Source organism: Nitrospira moscoviensis (genome assembly GCF_001273775.1).
In the GTDB taxonomy this organism is placed as follows: domain Bacteria; phylum Nitrospirota; class Nitrospiria; order Nitrospirales; family Nitrospiraceae; genus Nitrospira_D; species Nitrospira_D moscoviensis.
Map to the genome: position 1 here is coordinate 3,457,743 of NZ_CP011801.1, position 18,514 is coordinate 3,476,256.

Here is an 18,514-nt window from a genome sequence, read left to right on the forward strand (position 1 = left end):
CGCGATGACAGTGAAGCGCGCACGAGAGAACGTTGTGTCATCGTACCAAACCGCCGCGCCAAAGAAAAAGGGGGAAGCCGACGGCTTCCCCCTTCGTCCTTACTTCAACTTCGCCGCGTCGCGGCGGTTACTTCGCGGCGACAGGAATGACGTGCGCCGGCTGTTCCATCGACGCGCTCTTCATTCCGGCGCCGGCGCCGGAGAGCGGCAGCAGCCGCTGATCCCCGGCCGGCAACACGCGCAGATACCCCCACTGTCCGGACTGCGAGTACGGCAACCGCTGGTTGCTGTACACATAGTCGCCCGGCAGTCGATAGGGCCCGCCCGCCGACGGAATGAAGGCATCCAGCGTCTCGGAACCGGAGTACTCGACCACGCTGATGTGGTCGGCCCCGCGCATGAAGGGCTCGATCGGCCACTCATGCTTCTCCACGCTGAACATGCCGTTCTGCTCGTTGCTCGCCCCGATCACGTGGATGCGCACGGGATCGCCCGCGTGCGACTCGATGATCGGCGTCGCCGGATCTTCGGGCTTGTCCGCCTTGCACGGCTGGAACACCTTGCCGAGCGAGCAGCCCTGTTCTTCGCGATACTTATACGGCTCCGACCGGTAGTTGACCCCGGTCAAGCCCGCGACGTTCTGCACATACGGCATGAAGCTGGTGCCGATGATGTTGTCCTCGTCCTGGAAGAACAAGGCCACGTCGCGATAGTTCGGCCGGTTCTCGTTGCCCGGCACCGAGTGATCGATGATCACGTCGGCCGCCCAGGCGTTCTTGTTCGACAGGTCCGCGCCGGTCTTCGGATCACGATACTTCGAGCCCTTCGGACCGACGACGATGGCGCCGAACAAGCCGTTGCGAGGATTGGTCATCACATTGCCCCAATCCCAGACCAGCGAGGTCGTCTCGCCGTTGAACGGATCCGCGTAGTAGGTGTAGGTCCGTTCCGCGCCCGGGGCGATCGTCTGATCGCCGGGGTTGTTGCCGACATTGGCGCCCAGCGAGTCCTTCGGATCGAAGGCCAACCCGATCGCCGAGAAGGACGCCTTGCTGGCCTTCATCTTGTTCTTCAGGTTCACCTTGACACAGTCGCCGACGTTCACGCGGAGGGTGAGCGGCATCGGCTGCGCCCCGCCGGAAACCTTCGCCACGTCCTCTTCGAGGGCGTAGATCTTGGCCTCCGGGTTGGTGATCTGGATCTTCCGCTCGAAGTCGACCTCGATGGTCTCGGGCGCCTTCGGGTTGAACTTCATGGACGGATAATCCAGCGCCACCACGTTGAAGCTCTTCACGGGCGCGTCGGCCGGGCAGACCGGCAACGCCTTCGGGATCTCGCCCTTGTTGGAGAACCCGGCTGGCAGCTTCTTCAGATCCGGCTGTTCCTTGTCATAGACGCGGATGATGCCCCAGCCGCCCTCCGAGAACTTGGAGGACCGGCCGTTGAAGTGGATGTAGTCGCCCGCTTGATGGCGGCTGCCGCCCGCTTCCGGCACCACGAGGTCATAGCGCTCCGCAATGCCGATGTGGATCGAATTCTTGCGGTTCGCATCCGACGCATACCGCTCCGTCCAGAACGTATGGCCGGAGAGCGTCCAGACCATCGATTCGTTCATGAGCGTGTGCAGGAGACGGAACACCATCGTGTCCCCTACGTACGCCCGCAATGTCGGCGTATACGGATCTCCATGGATCTGACTGTTGAAGACCTGCGACACGTCCGGATTGGTCGCCAACCGCTGCGCGATGGGACCCGCCCGGAAATTCAAGCCGCTTCCGGTGGTGTGGGTGCCGCCGTTCAGGAACGGCATCGGCGTCATATAGAGCTTCTCGGGCATCATGAACGACACGGTCTTGCCCGCCTCGAGGGCGACTTCGATCGGCTGCCCGGGAGGATTGCCCGCGGTCACGATGTTGACGGTGTGCGGCACGGTGTCGTGCACCTGCACCATCAACTCGCGGAAGCTGTTGTTCACACCATGGCCCACCGGCTCATTCGTATGAATGTCCGCGATGGGGCCGCTGCGGATGAGCTTGCCGGTCTTCGGATCGTGATAGGTCGACCCGACCGGCTCGGCGATGAAGGTCCCGAACCCGCCGTGCGGCCAGGTGGTCGCGCCGAACGCGTGATCGTGCCAGAAGACCGTCCCCACGTCCGCATCCACCCAGAACCGCTGCCGGACGAACTCGACCGTCACGATGTCGTTCGCCGGATGGTCGTTTTTCAAACCCTGCGCCAAGACGATCGTGTTGCCGTTGATCGCCTTGATGCGGGACACTTCGTTGCCCTTCACGTTGTCGGCGCCGACGAGGATGAGCGTGCCGACGTGATACTGCTTCGCATTCTTGACCGAGATGCTGGTCGCGCCCTTCTTGGCCGCGGCCGTCAACACGGTATTCATCGGGGCTGGAAGGCCCTTCTTGTTCTTCTTCTCCAGCATCGTGAACGGCCGGACCGACTGCTCATAGGAGAAGCCGGTGATGACGCCGTCCGAGGCCTGGTTGTCGAACTGCAGGAAATGCCAGTGGGTGTTGATCTTCGACGACTGGAAGTTCGTGTAATCGTCGTCGTCCCACTCGCTGGTCAGCGTCCAGTCGACGCAATCGTAGATGTTGCCGCGGACGACCAACGGATACTTGAGATCGTCGTTGGCGCGGATCGCCGCTTCCTCTTCATGCAAGACATAGATCAAGCCGTTCGGATCGACCACGGGCGGCTCCTTGCCCTGCGCCTTGGCGATCTTGATCGGCAACTTGATGAAATGGACGTTGTAATGTTTGCGGCCTGCGTTCTGCGGGCAGAGACTCCAGTTGCCGTTTTCACCCGGCATGGCTTGATCGACGCTCTCCGACCCATCGGCATTCCGACGGATCATTTCCAGCCAGGGTGCGCCGACGTGGTTCGGCGAGAACATCACCCGCTTCCCGAAGTGCGGCGTCAGGTGCGGCCAGGCCACCTTGCCGGTCAGCGGCTCGAACATGATCGGATGCCGCTTGCCCGGATGGGTGGACTTGTATTTGGGATTGTCGATCGTGCTTTCCTTCTCGCTCATCGCCACGTTGCCGTTCCAGACCCAATCCAGCACCGTCGCGTCGTAGGACACGATCTGGGCCTTTTCGTCGTCCGCGTGCCCGGGCTTGCCTTGCGGCGGCAACTGCATCTCGACCCAATCTTTGACGGTGATCGTAGCCGGGTTGCTCTTCCAGTCGCTCTTGCCTTTGTCGACGATCTTGAACTGCTTGCCGAACCAATCGACCGTCTGGCCGATCAGCTTGTCGGAGGAAATCGGCGCCTTGATGCGACCCTTGCGATCCGGCAGCTCGCGCAGATCCGGCATCACGTCGTTCCGCAGGTCGCCTTGCTGAATCGTGTTGTACACACGCCAGTAGCCCCACATGCCGGCCACATAGTGGTGCGCAACGTGACAGTGGAAGAGGAAGTCGCCGGCCAACTGCTGGCACAAGCCCGAGCCGCACTCGGTCTCCAGATCGAGCGCCTCGGACGGGCCGATCACTTCGACATCCACGCGATCCGTCTTGTGGCGGATCACCGGATACTTCACCGGGCCGTTGACGCTGGTGGCCCAGAGATTCATGTCATCGATGGCCCGCGGGCTGCGCGGCCAGCGGATCGTGCCTCCGTGCGGATGGTGGCTGTGGAAGACTTCGGACCCGCCGTGAACCAGGCGGAACTTCGCAGGGTCGCCGATGTAGGAGCGGGGAATCGTGGGCGACGGATCGCCGAACGTATAGGAACTGTAGCCCATCGACTCGTCCTCGAACCCGAAGTACTCGTGCTGCACGTGCATGTTATTGATGCCGAAGGGTTCGCTGCGATAGTTGATCGCGCGGCCGCCCGGACGATAGGCGTCGGTCAGCGGATCGCGCTGCGGGAGGAAGTCGCCCTTCTTGTTCAGGGGGCGGAACGCCTCGTCGCCGACCTCATGATAGATGAGCACGAATTCCCGGAAGTCCGGCCCCGTGCCGTTCTTGATCATGACCTGCCAGCCGCTGGTGGCCGGGGTCGGATCGCCGCTGCCGAGCGGTTCCCAATAGGAGGAGCCGCGCGGCTCCACGACGAAGGAGCCGAAGAGACCCATGACGGTCAGCTCGCGATCGTTGCTGAACGTATGGAACTGGCGGACGCCTTCCTGTGTGTTGGGATGGATATACCACTCGAATTCCCCGGTCTTATCCTGCGCCACGATGGTATCCGGATTCGTGGTGGTGGCGGCCGCGCCGGTGGCGCTCACCACCATGGCGGAGCCGTGGATGTGGAGGCTCACGTCTTCACCGCCTTCAAGCTTATTGGTCAGCTTGATCTTGACGCAGTCGCCCTGGTTACCGCGGATGGTCAAGGGCTGGATCCACTGGGCCTGCACTCCGGGGATGACCGCGCCCGGATCGAAGCCTTCCTTATCGCGGGCCTCTCTGTTCTTCGTCTCTTCCGCGCGCACCTTGTCGAGATTCTCGTCCAGCACGTACATGTAGCCGGGATAGAAGTCGAGCCACTGGTTCAACGTGATCTCTACGTTGATCGCGGAGACGTTGTACTGCTTGACAGGCGCGGTGGCGGGACACTTCCCGCCGCCGGTGATCGCCACCGGCTCGACGCGCGGGTCGGACACGAGCAACATGTCCTGGCCGCCCGCGCCGTACTGGTGCATCATGGACTGGGTGTTGAACATACCGGTGTTGACGCCCTGCACCTGCGGATCATGCTGCATGTGATCCATGATGCGCTGGTGCTGCTGCTCGACCATCGCGGCGCGGTCGCTCTTGCCCGACAGCGCATCTTCGACGATCGTCTGGCCCTTGAGCTGCTCCGCCCAGGCGGGAAGCTGATGATTCATCGCCATGTGTTGCGGCGGCGAATTCTCGGCGGATGCCAGCGGGGCCCAAAGCAGGGCCGCGGCTGCCATCACGCCGAGCATGCGGGTGGGAACACAAACCCGTGGTTTGTGAGAAAACATGGACCGGCCTCCTTGGTGTGATGAATGAAACGAGACTACATGAAGTCGATACGATGTCCTCAGCTAGGGATGATCCGGCACGGAGGCGCGCACATCGCGCCCCTGCAAGGAGTGGGAAAGATACTCAAGTCGCCCGGCTCTGTCAACCCCCGGTTCACCCCGCCGACCGACCGATCGGCACTGCGCCCCCAACCGGCTCTCTGAGGCTTTCGGCCTAGGAGCGAGGGCCGGGATACCGTTCGCTCGCTTCCCTCGTTTGTGAGATAATCCGGCCATGGTTCTGAAGCGCTGGTTGGTCGGCGATCCCCTGAAGACTGCGCAAGCCGTTCACGAACGACTCTCCAAGACACTGGCCCTCGCGATCTTCTCCTCCAACGCCATTTCTTCGGTCGCCTATGCGACGGAAGAAATCCTCCTGGTCCTGATTCTGGCCGGGACGGCGGCCGTCGCCTGGTCGATTCCCGTCAGCCTCGCCATCCTGTTCTTAGTCGCGGTGCTGACCGTGTCCTACCGCCAGATCATCTATGAATATCCCGAAGGCGGGGGCGCCTACATCGTCGCCAGAACCAACCTCGGCGAAGTCCCGGCGCTGATCGCCGCAGCGGCCCTCATGATCGATTACGTATTGACCGTGGCGGTGAGCGTCGCGGCGGGGATCGCGGCCATTACCTCCGCCGTGCCCGTGCTCTTCCAGCACCGGGAGGCGCTCGGCTTGATCGCCATTGTCTTCATCGTGGTCATGAACCTCCGCGGCGTGCGGGAATCGGGAAAGTTTTTCGCCATTCCCACCTATTTCGCGATCGGCGCTCTCGGTTTGATGGTCGCCATCGGCACGGTGCGCTCGCTGACCGGCTCAAACGCCGCACCGGCGCTCCCGCCCGGCGACAGGCAATTGGAGGGTCTCACCCTCTTTCTCGTGCTGCGCTCCTTCGCGGCCGGGTGCTCGGCGGTCACCGGAATGGAAGTCATCTCCAACGGCGTGAAGGCCTTCCGGCGGCCGGAATCGCACAATGCCGCGGTCACCATGGTGTGGATGTCGGCGATCCTCGCCACGCTCTTCATGGGCATCAGTTGGATGGCCTACCACTACGGCGTCCTGCCCAAAGAAGACGAAACCGTCGTCTCGCAGCTCGCCCGCCTGACGTTCGGCACGGGGACGATTTATTACATGGTGCAGATCGGCACGATGCTGCTCCTGATATTGGCGGCCAACAGCGCGTTTGCCGGATTTCCTCAACTCTCGTCGATCCTGGCCCGCGACGGATTCATGCCGCACCAGATGGCCAGCTTCGGCGACCGCCTCGTCTTTTCGAACGGCATTTTGATCCTCGGCTTCTTCGCCTGCCTGCTCCTGGTCATTTTCCGCGGGGACACGCACGCCCTGATCCCGCTGTATGCCATCGGCGTATTCGTCTCGTTCACGCTCTCGCAAGCCGGCATGGTCTTGCGATGGCTGCGCAAGAAAGGCGCCCACTGGCGGACGAAGCTGGCCATCAATGGAGTGGGCGCGGTCACCACCGGCATCGCGACCGTGATCATCGCGAGCACCAAGTTCATGCAAGGCGCGTGGATCGTGTTCGTGCTCGTCGCGCTGCTGATCATGATGTTCCGCAACATTCGTTCCCACTATCGCGCCGTCGCCGAACAGATCTCGTTGTCGCGCGACGCCCGCCCGCCCCGGCCCCGCCGGAACATCGTGATCATCCCGATCGGCGGCGTGAACCGCGCCGTGGTGCGGGCCGTCGATTACGCCAGAAGCCGGGGCGGCGACGTGCGGGCCGTGCTGGTCGACGTGGACAAGGAAGAAACCGCCTTGGTCGAAATCAAATGGGCCCAGTGGGGCTGCGGCGTGCCGTTGATCGTGCTGCCCTCGCCTTACCGCTCGATCTTGGGCGCCCTCCTCCACTACATCGAAGAACACTTGGAGAAAGACCCGGAGTGCTGGATCACCGTCGTCGTGCCGGAGATTTTGCCGGCCCGGTGGTGGCAGAATATCCTCCACAACCAGCGCGCGCTGCTCTTGAAGGCCGCGCTCCTCTTCAAAGACCGGGTCGTCCTCACCGATGTGCCGTTCCACCTGACGAGGTGAAGCCGCAATGAAAAATTTAAAATTCAAAATTCAACATATCGGCACTTGTTGCATTTTTCATTTTGCATTTGTCATTCTGCTGCCGGTCGGCCCCGCCCTCGCCTTCAAGATCGTCAATCCCGCCGGCGGCGCTGCGCTGAAATCCGGCCAGACCGTGACCGCGAAAGTCGACCTCGGATCGGACAGCGGCGTCGTAAAGGTCCGATACTATTGGTACCCTGAGTCCGCCGATGTCCTGGTCCAGCAGGACGAATCCGAAACCTCGGCCATGCCCCGGCAAGATCGCTTGGCGGATGAGCGCTATTGGCAGCGCGACAGCATCACCGGCGCGCCGGTGGTGGCGCTCGCCGCCTTGTCGTCCGGCTCGGATCAGACTCCGCCGTTCGGCGGGCCGCTCACGGTCCCCAAAGAGGCCATCGGCCCCACGCGTTTGCTGGCCGTGGCCGAAATTTCACGCGGGCGTTTGGGGACCCGGACGGTGTTCGACGAGGTGATCGTCAAGGTCGAGCCGGAGGCGGCACTCGAATCGATCGACTTCGAAGCGGAGAAGCCGTTGCAACTCGGGCGGGCGGGGCAGTCGTCGGCCTTCGGGCACGTCGATTCGATGGGCAAAATCTTTGAGCTGCCGGTCGTGGGCGAATTCGCCGACGGTGTCGCGAGACCGCTCAGCTCGCCGGCGAGCGGCACCACTTATCAGTCATCGGACCCCAACGTCATCAAGGTGCTTGCGGGCGGCATGCTGCAAATCGTCGGAAACGGCAAGACGGTCCTCACGGTCACGAACCGCGGCAAACAAGCCCAGTTGGACGTCGACGTGAACGTCAACGATGAGCCGAACGAGCCGCCGATCGCCGACGCGGGCCCGAGCAAGACGGTGAAAGCCGGATCAAAAGTGAAACTCAGCGGCCTCAAAAGCCGCGACCCCGAAGGCGAGGCTCTCTACTACAGTTGGAGCCAAGTCCGCGGCAGCAAAGTGCCGCTGTTGGATGTAAACAACGCGGAGGCGTCGTTCTTAGCCCCCACAGTATCGGAGCCGAGGACTTACCGATTCAAGCTACGCGTGACGGATAAGAAAGGGGCGGATTCGCTACCGGCGTTCGTGGATGTGACGGTCGAGCCCTAGAGACCGCAAAGCGTGATGCGAGAAGCGTATCTTGTACATTCGAAAGCGAGATACGAACGGCGCTTCACGAGCGACGTCGCCTCCCATAGCTATGGCCTTGCCTGAGAAAGGGTGTGTCTCGGCGCGCCACGCAGCTCTTTGAGCACAGCCTTCATGCGAACTGCGCCAACTCCAACCTTTGCATGCTTTTGTCTCACCTTCTTCGTTTTCATGGCTTGATGATAGCGAGAATCAGAGGGAAGCACAAATGCGACTACGCCTTGGTCAGCCGCATCGGACCATAGGTCTGACGAGCTTGGCGAAGATCCTTCACGTGCCGCCGAAGTGACACACCGAGCTTTGATCGCGCCACTTCCTTTTCATACAGTGCGATACGTTGATGCACCTTCTCAATTTCTTCCGATAATTGCCTCACCAGCCGCCTTCCCGAGCCGGTGAGCCAGCCGAGGTGATGGTCGGCGTAGTGCAAGTCCTGGATTGAATACCGCACCGACTCCACTTCTTCCAGACAACGGAATCTGGCGCGCTGCAGATCGCGCGCCGTCAGTCCCGCCTTCTTCCAGCGCGCGGCGCCGCCACGGCCCGATGCCCAGGACGAGAGGCGCTCGAACAACATCGCGCCGATCGTGAAGGTGAACGTCGCGTGGAGAATCCCGCGCAGCGGGCGGAGGCTTCGCCGCCACGGCGAGTAGAAAATCTGCTGATTGTGGTCGCCGTGGTACATGACGTATTTGCGAAGCAGCAGGTTCAAGTGGTGATGGCTGTTTTCATGGACGAGATCGTCGATCAGATCGAGGTTGTCCCGGTCGAAACAGTTGATGAACGAGAGCCCCGGCCGGTGCCGGTAGCTGAAACTCACGACGCCCTTCGCCTGGAGCGGAATAATGCGGTCTGTCAGCAGCGCCAGCACCGCGTGGCCCTCGGGCCAAGCCTGCCGGACGGTCTGCCAAGCGCGGGCGATCCGTTCGACCCGCTGCCGATCGGTGGGCTTGACCGCCCGGGGCACGCGATCTTTCCCATAGACGAGCGCCGGCCCGACGGTGACCGGACCGGCGGCGGTGTGCATCGCGACGACCGGTGCCCGACAGGGCCACTGCCACTCTCCCTGCTCCGGCCCCGCTATCCACACCGGCGAGACGGTGTTCCCGATTTTCACCGAGATGCCTGCCGGCTCCACCAGAAAATCGGCTCTCCCGGCCGATCGGCTCAATGCCTTTCGTACATCGCCGGGGGCTTCGCACCAGGCGCCCGCAATGCCGGTTGAGATGGTTCCGGCAGCTTCCGCCCGTTCGAAATTGTCCTTCAAGTTCCCCGGCACGACCCATCGCGCGGCTTTCTGGCGGCACCACTTCACCGGCAGAGCCGGATCGAACCACAACGACTCCTGAGTCAGTTCCTGCGCCAGCCGGCTGCTCAACTCGGTCAGGCGCTTTTCAAGCCCTCCGGCCTGCGGGCGGCTGGACGGGAAGAGATCGTCCAGGTACCCGTGTTCGAAAAACTTTTCCTCGCATTCGTCAAACAGTTGAGCCGCAAAATCGGCCCGATCCTGTTCAGTCTTCCACTGTTGGAGGATGTCGAGGAGATACACCAGGTCGTTGAAGGTCTCGATCCATCCGACCACTTTCCAATTGGAATAGGTCTCCGGCTTGATCGCCGCGCTCAGGACATCGAAAAACCCGATCGGAAGGTCGAGCTGGTGAGCCAGATCGGCGTGGTCCGCATGAACTTCACGACACAGATCCTTCAACAGCCGGCGCATCGACAGGCGGAATTCATCCCTCAACTGTGCAAGCGATTGGCGATCGAGAAGCGGCATGCTGAAAGATCCCCGGATGTAACGGCGCTTCTTGGACTCTAACGTAGGAGGGAGGAGGCTGCAAGGTACGCACGGTAGTAGAAACCCGAGGCGGGGAAGCAGAGCGAGAGGCCTGGCGCCGGCCCGCTCTGAAACTCATTCAGCCGCTAGGCCGCCTTCGCCGGCCGCGGCCACGTCGCGAAGACTTGTCCCGCGTGCACAGCGTCCAGCGCACCGGCGCGCTGGCCCGTCCGATGGCGCTGGATCAACGGATCGACGATGTTGCCGCAGGCAATGCAGCGCCAACCGCGCATCCACATCGGCAGATAACTTTCCTGAAGATCGATCAGGTCGTCGGCCACCATGAGCCCGTTGCATCTCGTGCATGTCATGGAAATCCTCCTGGCGGGCAGCGATTTTTCCGTATGCCCACGATTGACCATCCATAACTTAAGCAATGCGGATGCCAGGCACAGGATCCTCTCCCTTGCGTGTTTTCTTGGCGAATCGTAGAGTGGCGGGCAAGCGAATCGCCCCGGTGACAAAAAATGTGACCGGATCGACCGCAGGTAACTGAACGCGAGTAGGCGCCATCCTGCAATCGGTCCCCTTCTATCTTGAGCGCACCCATGGCGTTGACGGCCGTTGAGATCGAGGACGTTCTGAGAGAAATCGCTCCGGCCATCGAGGGAGGATGGATCCAGAAGGTGCATCAACCGGCTCCGTTGGTCTTGGTGCTGGAAATCCGCACCCGAGGCCGCACGCACCGCCTCCTTATTTCCTGTCAGCCGGAAACCGCCCGCCTCCATCTGGTGAGCCGGGCGCCGGCCAATCCCCCTGAGCCGCCGGCCTTCTGCCGGTTCCTCAGAGCCCATATGCAAGGCGCCCGCATCGACGCCGTTCGGCAGCAGCCGCAGGATCGGGTGGTGGAATTCCAGCTGACGGCGCAGGCCGGCGCTCGGCGGCTGATCTGCGAGCTGACGGGCAAGACGGCCAATGTGCTGCTGCTGGACTCCGGCGGATTGATCCTTCGAGACCTTCACCATCACCGGGATCTTGTCGGCAAGCCCTACACGCTGCCCCAGAGGGGAACCCCTCCTCTACGTGAACCGCATGCAGCACGATTGACTCGTTCCGCCGGCGGACCATTCCCCCTTTCGGCGGCGATTGAAGCCCATTATCACAACAAGGAAGCGATACTGGCCGATCAGGCGGCAAGGGAAGGCCGGCGGCGGACGCTACGGCAAACGCTGAAGAAGGAGCAGCGGCGGCTCGAAGCCTGGCGGGAGGATTTGGCGAAAGCCGGTCAGTATCAAGACTACGCCCGTTATGGGGAATTGCTGAAAGCGAACTTGGGGATCGTCAAGAAAGGCATGGATCGCATTGTCCTGGTGGACTACTACGATGAGACCCTCCCCGAGATCACCGTCCCGTTGGACAGCGCCAAATCGGCGCAGGCCAACATGGATGAGTATTTTCGCAAACATCGAAAATATGTGGCAGCCGACCGGGAGCTGAAACCCAGGATCGAACAGGGTGAACGCCGCGTCATGGAGATGCGCCGGGAGCTGGCATCCATCGACGAGGGAACCTGGACGCCGCCGTCTCCGCCGGCCCTCTCGCCGCAGAAGATCACCGGGGACCGATCACCTCGGCAGGAGGAGCCGGCTCGCGGCCCGTTCCGGCGGTTCGTCTCGGCGGACGGCCTGCCGATCTTCGTGGGTCGCAACGCGCGGGAGAATGACGAGCTGACGTTCGGCCTGGCGAAGAGCGACGATCTGTGGCTCCATGCCCGCGGCACGCCCGGCTCGCACGTCGTCGTCCGGTTGGAAAAGGGGCGCGAGGCGCCGTCTGAGACGTTGCGCGATGCCGCCACGCTCGCCCTGCTCTACAGCGATCTCAAAAAGAGCGGCAAGGGCGACGTGATCTATACCAGACGGAAATGGGTCAAGAAGGCGAAGGGCCACGCCCCGGGCGCCGTGACCGTGACCCAGGAGAAATCACTCTATGTGGCGCTGGACAAGACCAGGCTCGAGGCCTTGAAGAGGCGGTCGCGGCCGGAATAGCGCCCGCCGGCAGCGGCGGAGCCGTGCCGGAAAGAGGGTTTCACTCGCCAGCCCGCAACGATCGGCACTATCATAGCGCTATGCAGCCTGCGCAGCCGCCGCAGAAATCCGGCCTGCCGGTCGTTCTGGTCGTCGACGACGAACCGGCGATCGTGAATCTATGCGGAGCGGTGTTAGGCCAGGCGGGATTCCATGTGCTGAAGGCGACGGGAAGCCCGGAAGCTCTCAAGATCTGCGCGCAACATGACGGCTCCATCGACCTGCTGCTGACCGATTTGGTGCTGCCTCCGCCCGATTTTCAACTCGCGTCCGCCGACAATCAGTTTCCGCACGTCCATGGCCATGAGCTGGCGGCGCGCGCCGCCATGACGCGCCAGGGGCTGCGGGTCGCGCTGATGTCGGGAAACCCGGATCACGAGCTGGCCGCGCATGGGATTCAACGGAGCACGCTGCCCTTCATCAAGAAACCGTTCGCCAACAGTGAATTGGTCGCCTTCGTCCGCAGCGTGCTGACTAAGCCCGGCCCGGTCCTGCGCAAGTCCGAGCCGGGGAACGACACCTCTGAAGTCGACTGGTTTGACTGATACTCAGCAGGCTGGGTTCTGAAGGCTTACCCTCGGCCTCAGCCTAAGCCTTCAGAGCGCCTCTCCGTGCTCCGTCATGAACCAACCAGCGATGGACAGCCGTCGGTGCGGGCCCGCTGTCGGGTCCACCCGGCACACGCGATGGAACCGCGGGACCGTAAACATGACCAGCGACCCTGGCCGCGGCTCGATGCAGTGCGTGGGGATCAGATCGGGTTTCTCCGACGTATGGCCGGGCCGCTTCGCATAGATGATCAACTCGCCGCCCCAATCGGATCGCCACTCCTCATGAAAATAGGTGACGAGGGCGATGCGCCGGAGCGGGGCCTGCCGCCCCGCCATCGGATGGCCCTGATCGGTGTCGTCGTGCGTGAGGAGGCAATCTCCCGCCCGATAGGAATAATAGCTGAACCCCAGGTGGCGGCCGGTGATGTTCGGAAACGATTCGATGTAGTCCTGGATACAGGGCAGTTGGAGCCGCGACAGAAAGCGCTGCCCCTGCGCGGGGCCGATTTCCGCTTTGGCCCAGTCGCCGGAGTCCGGAAAGTCGTCCCGCACGTTCGGCAAGCTGGACAGGCTCTTCCACTGCGCCTGATTCATCGCCTCCCGAAAAAACCGGCGTTCCTCCGTCGACCAGAAGTTCTCCACCACTAACACCGGATTGCGGTGAAAGGAAAAGGACGGCAACTCCGACAGCTGGGTCGTCGAGAGCGCCACACCGGTTGCATCACTCACATTCACCTCCTATGACTGAAGGACGGCGAATCTCTCTTTCTCAAAGCAGAGGGGCTGCCGTCTTGCGACGGCAGCCCCTCCTCTACGAAACAGCCTGTGGAATTACCAGCGATCGCGCTTGCCGCCCGCACCGCTGCGGCCGCCGCCGAATCCGCCGCGTCCACCGCCGCCGCCGCCTGCGCGGGGCTCCTGCGGACGGGCTTCATTGACCGTGAGGGTGCGTCCGCCCATTTCGGCGCCGTTGAGCGCCGTGATGGCGGCTTGGGCTTCGGAGTCCGAGGACATTTCCACGAATCCGAACCCGCGTGACTGTCCGGTGAACTTGTCCGTGATGATCCGCGCCGACGCGACGCCGCCGTGTTGCGCGAACAAATCGCTCAGCTGCTGCTCGGTCGCCGAATAGGGCAACCCACCGACATAAATCTTCGAACCCATCGGGGTTCCTCCTTTAAATGGTGACATTGTCTTGAACACGAGGAACGGGGGAAGGAGCGGGCCGAAGACGCGATCGATGCAGCGACTTAGGTCTGACTTCCGACGAGATTCCCGGACAAGGCAACATCGATGTTGCGGGCCTGCACTGTTGAGACCTTCACCGCGAGGCCCGTGCGATGAAGTAGGTGTACCCTAGCATAGGGGCCGGACGAATACAACTTTACTCCCCCACTCGAACGAGCAGTCCTTGCTCTTTGCAATAGGCGAACGTGCGGTAAAACCATGCGATCGCCCCGACCAAGAGCAGGATATTCAAGCCGCCCGCCCACGCCAGATGAGACAATGGGGGAGCCCCCGAGGTGAGCACCGCCCGCATGCCTTCGAAGATATGCGCCGCCGGGTTCGCGAGGGCGACGGGCCTGAGCCACGCCGGCAGGACCTCCAGGGGATAAAAAACGCAGGAGATCGGCTGGAACAGGAACACCATGCTCCACGCCAGCACTTCCGCCTCTTGCCCGAACCGCATGATGAGGGAGGTGGTGAAGACTCCGATAATCCAGCCGGTGATCACCAGATTAATCACAAAGGGGGCGAGCCACAGTCCCACGACAAAGATATTGTACGAATAAAAGAGCAGCGCGCAACCCGCCATGACGATCGACACGACCGTGACCTTCATGATGCTCATCGCCATGGTCGCGGCCAGAAACTCGCTCGGCTTGAGCGGGCTCGCGAACAGATTCATCAAGTTGCGCGCCCAGAGCTCTTCGAGGAAGGAAATCGTGATCCCCTGTTGCGACCGAAAGAGCATGTCCCACAGGATCAGCGCCCCGAGGAAAAACGTGACGAATCCGGGCACTTGGCTCTGATACCGCGCGAGATAGAGGGTAATGAAGCCCCAGATCACAAGATCGAGAAAGGGCCAGTAGAAGATCTCCATAATCCGCGGCAAGCTGCGCCGGTAGAGATACAGATGCCGGGCGATCAGCGCGACGATGCGATGCGGCTTCATCCGCACCCCCCATGGTCGTGCTCATGGCTGCACCCGCCGCATCCGAGATGGGCTCCCAGCAGTTCATCCTTGAGGCGGCGGATGCCGTCGACCATGTGTGATCCGACCCGTTGCCCGTCCGGCGCCGGACGCAATCCCAAGCCGAGCAGCACGACCGGCATACCGGCCAGCCCGATTCCGAACGAGAGCGCCGGCTGCCCTCCACTCCTCCACCACAGAAGGACGAGGATCAGACCCAGCGGCAGCACGCCGACCGCCAGACTGTTCCACACCACACGCCAGCCACACGTGCGGCGGCCCAGGCCGATCAGGCCGATCGCCAGCCAAAAGAAGCCCCACGCGGCGCTGAGCGCCAGCCCTCCGATGAAAAATCCCGCCCCGAAATCGATCAACGTCCGCGCCATCACCGCGAATCCCGCGCCAGCTTCAAAAACACTTCCTCCAAATCCGCCTTCCCGAACCGCGCAGCAATTTCCTGCGCCGTCCCCTCCGCCACAATCCGCCCGCGCTGGAGAAAAATGATCCGATCCGACATTTCCTCCATCTCCCGCATGTTGTGCGAGGTATAGAGGATGCTCAAGCCCGAGGACCGCCGCTCCTCCTTCAACAACGCCCGGATCTTGTGCGCGATGTCGGGATCAAGACTGGCGGTCGGTTCGTCCAGAAACAGAATCTTCGGTTCGGTCAGAAAGGCCTTCGCCAGCGTGAGCCGGGTCATCTGGCCGGACGACAATTTCCTGGTGATCTTGTCGCGAAAATCCTCCATCTCCAGTTTCTTCACGATGTCGTGGACCCGCCTCGCGATGTTCGAGAGACCGTAGAGCCGCGCGACCACCCAGAGATTCTCTTCGACCGTGAGGGATTGCGGCATGGAGATGTACGTGGAGGAAAAATTGACCTGCTGGAGGATGGTCTCCCGATGGGTCGCCAGATCCAGCCCGAACATGCAAATCGAGCCGCCGCTGGGCGTTACCAGGCCGAGCAGCATTTGGATGGTCGTGGTTTTTCCGGCTCCGTTCGGCCCCAGCAGCCCCAGGATTTCACCCGGCTTGACCTCGAACGAGACCCCATCGACCGCCGTGAAGTCGCCGAACCGTTTCGTCAACTGGGACACGTGGAGGACGGGAGTTGCCATCGGTCAATTGAATCGGCCGCCGGTTAATTGAACAACAAACTGTCGCTGATCTTTTCCGGGATGTGGCAGGTCTCGCATGTGCGGCTGAGAACCTTGCCCCGGTGCTCGGTTTTCCCGTCGTGGCAGCGGAAACAATCGTTCAAGGCCCGCGTGCGCAAAGACGAGCCCTCGGGATAACCGGGATACCAGGGTTGTTCGTCCGCCGACACGTGCCCGCGCGGGATCACGATCGGATAGCCCTTGATCGGCGCATCGTGCACGACGCCCGCATGGCAGGTGGTGCAGCCCTCGCCTCGACCGCGCGCGCTGAACGCCTCCATGTGCGCGCGATGGCTCATGATCAATCCGACGTCTTTCACCGGCGGCGGCAAATCGCGCGGCGCCACTTCCGAGACGCGGTAAATATGCCGGTGGCAACTCAGGCACACCTCCGAATCCACCGCCGCGTTCAAATTATGCGGCTCGGGCGGCGTCCCGAACAGATAGACCGCCACATCTTTCGTACCTTTGATCGCCTTGTCCTCAATCCATCCTTCGATCGTCGGCCGGACATGACAGCTGACGCACGTCACGTCCTTGTGCGAAGACTTGACCCAGCTTTCATAGGAAGGGGCGATCGTGTGGCAACTCGCGCAGAACTTCGGATGGTTGGTGAGAGGAATCGCCATCCCGCTCAGGGCCACGGCCCCGGTCACGAGGCCCAGCGCGAGCGTGGCCTTAGGCTTCCAGTTCATGCTCCCGGCGTCTGAGGGGGAACCGCGCGATCAGCAGCGCAGCCACGCCGGCCGCGTCGTCCAAATGCAGCACCGGGACGGAAAGGTCGATCGGCTTGTCGGACACGACCGCCAGCAAGCCGTCCGGCGAAAAGGCGATCTCGCCGACTTGCTCGCGCACCACGATGATCTTGGGATAGCCTTCGCTCTTCCATCCTTCCGCGATGATGAGATCGTACGAGGCGTCCAGGAAGCGATCGCGGACTTCCTCCACCTTCAGCTGCTCGGAGACGTCCGCGAACATCGCCAGACTGCCTTTGGAGACCACCACGACGCTGCTCGCTCCGGCCCGCTTGTGCCGCCAGCTGTCCTTTCCTTCCGTGTCGAGATCGAACCCGTGGCCGGCATGTTTCACCGTCGCGACGCGGTAGCCGGCTTTGACCAGCTCCGGGATGACCCGTTCGATCAGCGTCGTCTTGCCGCTGTTCGACCGGCCGACAAAGGAGACAATGGGTATGGGCATCAGGTTACTGGCCATTGACTCCTTTTCTAACAACAGGACAGCCGATGTCCCCCCGAGTGGGCATGCTCGCTCTTGGCCAGCCACGCGTCGCCGCTCAACAACTGGACGGTCACGGCATCGCCGGGATTCAGCCGTTCGACCTCCACCGGCACGTCGATCAGACAATTCGCCTTCACCATGGAGGTCAGGATCCCGGAACCTTGGTCTCCTGTCGTCCGGACCTTGAAGACGCCCTCTTCTCTGGTGAGAATGCCGCGCAGGAAATGCCGCCGGTCGGTGCGCTTGGAAAATTTTTCCTGGAACACGGCCTCGACGACCGGACGGCCGTAGCTGCGATGGCCGCTCATCTTGAGCATGGCCGGCCGCACCAACTGCTCGAACGTCACCATCGAGGACACGGGGTTGCCCGGCAGGCCGAACGCCAGCTTGCCTTGAATCTTGCCGAAGGCCAGCGGCTGGCCCGGGCGGATGGCGAGCTTCCAGAAGTTCATTTCCGCGCCCAGATCACGAAAGACCGCCTTCGTAAAATCGTAATCTCCCATGGACACGCCGCCGGACAGCACCAGGATATCCGCGTTCAAACCATGTGAGATTTTTTCTTTCAACGCCGCCGGCGTATCGCGCGCAATGCCGAGCAACAGCGGGATCCCGCCGGCTTCCTGCACGGCCGCCGCGATGCCGTAGCTGTTCGAATTGATGATTTTCTCTTCACTGAACCGCTCGTCCAGATCGGCCAGTTCATCGCCGGTCGAGAGGATCGCGACGCGCGGGCGCTGATAGACGAACACGAAGGACTTGGCCAGAATCGCCAACATCCCCGCCTCGCCGGGACGAATCCTCGTGCCCTTGGCGATGATGCAGTCGCCCTTCTTCACGTCTTCGCCCTGCGGCCGGATGTTGGCGCCGCGGGGCTCCGCTTTGAAGACGCGGACGGAGTCAGGGGTATGCTCGGTATCTTCGACCTTGAGCACTGTATCGGCCCCGCGAGGGACCGGCGCGCCGGTCATGATGCGGATCGCCTGGCCAGGACCAACCGCCTTGGACGGCATCTTGCCGGCCGGCACATCTTCAATGACGGACAGGGTCACCGGTTTCTGAATCGCGTGCTCCTGCTTGATATCCTCCCATCGGACGGCGAACCCGTCCATGGCCGAATTGTCCCAGGGCGGATTGTCACGTTCCGCGACGATGTCTTCACCCAGGACGCGACCCAACGCATCCAGGATGGAAATCTTTTCCAGCCCGAGCACCGGCGTCGCATCGAGCACGACCTTCTGAGCGTCGTGGAGCTGGGTCAATCCTGTCATCGCATCGGCGGCTTTCACCGGCTGG

15 protein-coding genes are annotated in these 18,514 nt (G+C 62.3%); 4 read left to right on the plus strand and 11 right to left on the minus strand.

Features of this window, described 5'->3' with window-relative positions; genetic code table 11:
- Nucleotides 1-127: 127 nt before the first annotated feature.
- The gene (locus NITMOv2_RS16820; RefSeq protein ID WP_053380966.1) at nt 128-4,972 is read right to left on the minus strand and encodes a multicopper oxidase domain-containing protein; all 4,845 of its coding nucleotides are present in this window, start codon (nt 4,970-4,972) and stop codon (nt 128-130) included.
- A 274-nt stretch (nt 4,973-5,246) separates the two neighbouring features.
- On the opposite strand from NITMOv2_RS16820, the gene NITMOv2_RS16825 reads away from it, so the two are divergent.
- Together NITMOv2_RS16825 and NITMOv2_RS16830 are read left to right on the plus strand one after the other, a co-directional pair.
- Nucleotides 5,247-7,061, plus strand: coding sequence for an APC family permease (locus NITMOv2_RS16825; RefSeq protein WP_053380967.1), 1,815 nt, complete (start codon nt 5,247-5,249; stop codon nt 7,059-7,061).
- A 7-nt stretch (nt 7,062-7,068) separates the two neighbouring features.
- Entirely contained in the window at nt 7,069-8,184 is a 1,116-nt protein-coding gene (locus NITMOv2_RS16830; RefSeq protein WP_053380968.1) for a PKD domain-containing protein, read from the plus strand.
- Nucleotides 8,185-8,437: 253 nt separating this feature from the next.
- On the opposite strand, the gene NITMOv2_RS16835 is transcribed toward NITMOv2_RS16830, so the two are convergent.
- A complete protein-coding gene (locus NITMOv2_RS16835) occupies nt 8,438-10,000 on the minus strand; it encodes an aKG-HExxH-type peptide beta-hydroxylase (protein ID WP_053380969.1) in 1,563 nt (520 codons plus the stop codon).
- 146 nt (nt 10,001-10,146) lie between these two features.
- Complete coding sequence (locus tag NITMOv2_RS16840) at nt 10,147-10,371, minus strand: hypothetical protein (protein WP_053380970.1); 225 nt, start codon at nt 10,369-10,371, stop codon at nt 10,147-10,149.
- A gap of 237 nt (nt 10,372-10,608) precedes the next feature.
- Between NITMOv2_RS16840 and NITMOv2_RS16845 the strand changes: the two genes are divergently transcribed.
- Complete coding sequence (locus NITMOv2_RS16845; protein ID WP_053380971.1) at nt 10,609-12,045, plus strand: Rqc2 family fibronectin-binding protein; 1,437 nt, start codon at nt 10,609-10,611, stop codon at nt 12,043-12,045.
- A gap of 80 nt (nt 12,046-12,125) precedes the next feature.
- Nucleotides 12,126-12,629 carry a response regulator gene (locus tag NITMOv2_RS16850; protein WP_053380972.1) on the plus strand — a complete coding sequence of 168 codons (504 nt, stop codon included), beginning with the start codon at nt 12,126-12,128 and terminating at the stop codon, nt 12,627-12,629.
- Between the two features lie 51 nt (nt 12,630-12,680).
- Here the strand turns inward: NITMOv2_RS16850 and NITMOv2_RS16855 are convergent, their stop codons facing one another.
- From NITMOv2_RS16855 to NITMOv2_RS16890, 8 genes are all read right to left on the minus strand, one after another.
- Nucleotides 12,681-13,364 (minus strand): 2OG-Fe(II) oxygenase, encoded by a 684-nt coding sequence (locus NITMOv2_RS16855; RefSeq protein ID WP_145976393.1) that lies wholly within the window; start codon nt 13,362-13,364, stop codon nt 12,681-12,683.
- Nucleotides 13,365-13,466: 102 nt separating this feature from the next.
- Nucleotides 13,467-13,799 (minus strand): RNA recognition motif domain-containing protein, encoded by a 333-nt coding sequence (locus NITMOv2_RS16860; RefSeq protein ID WP_053380974.1) that lies wholly within the window; start codon nt 13,797-13,799, stop codon nt 13,467-13,469.
- A 220-nt stretch (nt 13,800-14,019) separates the two neighbouring features.
- Entirely contained in the window at nt 14,020-14,811 is a 792-nt protein-coding gene (locus NITMOv2_RS16865) for an ABC transporter permease (RefSeq protein WP_187299252.1), read from the minus strand.
- Nucleotides 14,808-15,215 (minus strand): hypothetical protein, encoded by a 408-nt coding sequence (locus tag NITMOv2_RS16870; RefSeq protein ID WP_053380976.1) that lies wholly within the window; start codon nt 15,213-15,215, stop codon nt 14,808-14,810. The genes NITMOv2_RS16865 and NITMOv2_RS16870 overlap by 4 nt, the downstream gene beginning before the upstream one ends.
- Nucleotides 15,215-15,946 (minus strand): ABC transporter ATP-binding protein, encoded by a 732-nt coding sequence (locus tag NITMOv2_RS16875; protein WP_053380977.1) that lies wholly within the window; start codon nt 15,944-15,946, stop codon nt 15,215-15,217. Before NITMOv2_RS16875 ends, NITMOv2_RS16870 begins: the two co-directional genes overlap by 1 nt.
- Nucleotides 15,947-15,969: 23 nt before the next feature.
- Entirely contained in the window at nt 15,970-16,680 is a 711-nt protein-coding gene (locus NITMOv2_RS16880; RefSeq protein ID WP_053380978.1) for a cytochrome c3 family protein, read from the minus strand.
- Entirely contained in the window at nt 16,664-17,197 is a 534-nt protein-coding gene (gene mobB, locus NITMOv2_RS16885; RefSeq protein ID WP_238590381.1) for a molybdopterin-guanine dinucleotide biosynthesis protein B, read from the minus strand. The genes NITMOv2_RS16880 and mobB overlap by 17 nt, the downstream gene beginning before the upstream one ends.
- Before the next feature lie 11 nt (nt 17,198-17,208).
- Complete coding sequence (locus tag NITMOv2_RS16890; RefSeq protein ID WP_053380979.1) at nt 17,209-18,507, minus strand: molybdopterin molybdotransferase MoeA; 1,299 nt, start codon at nt 18,505-18,507, stop codon at nt 17,209-17,211.
- Nucleotides 18,508-18,514: the final 7 nt, after the last annotated feature.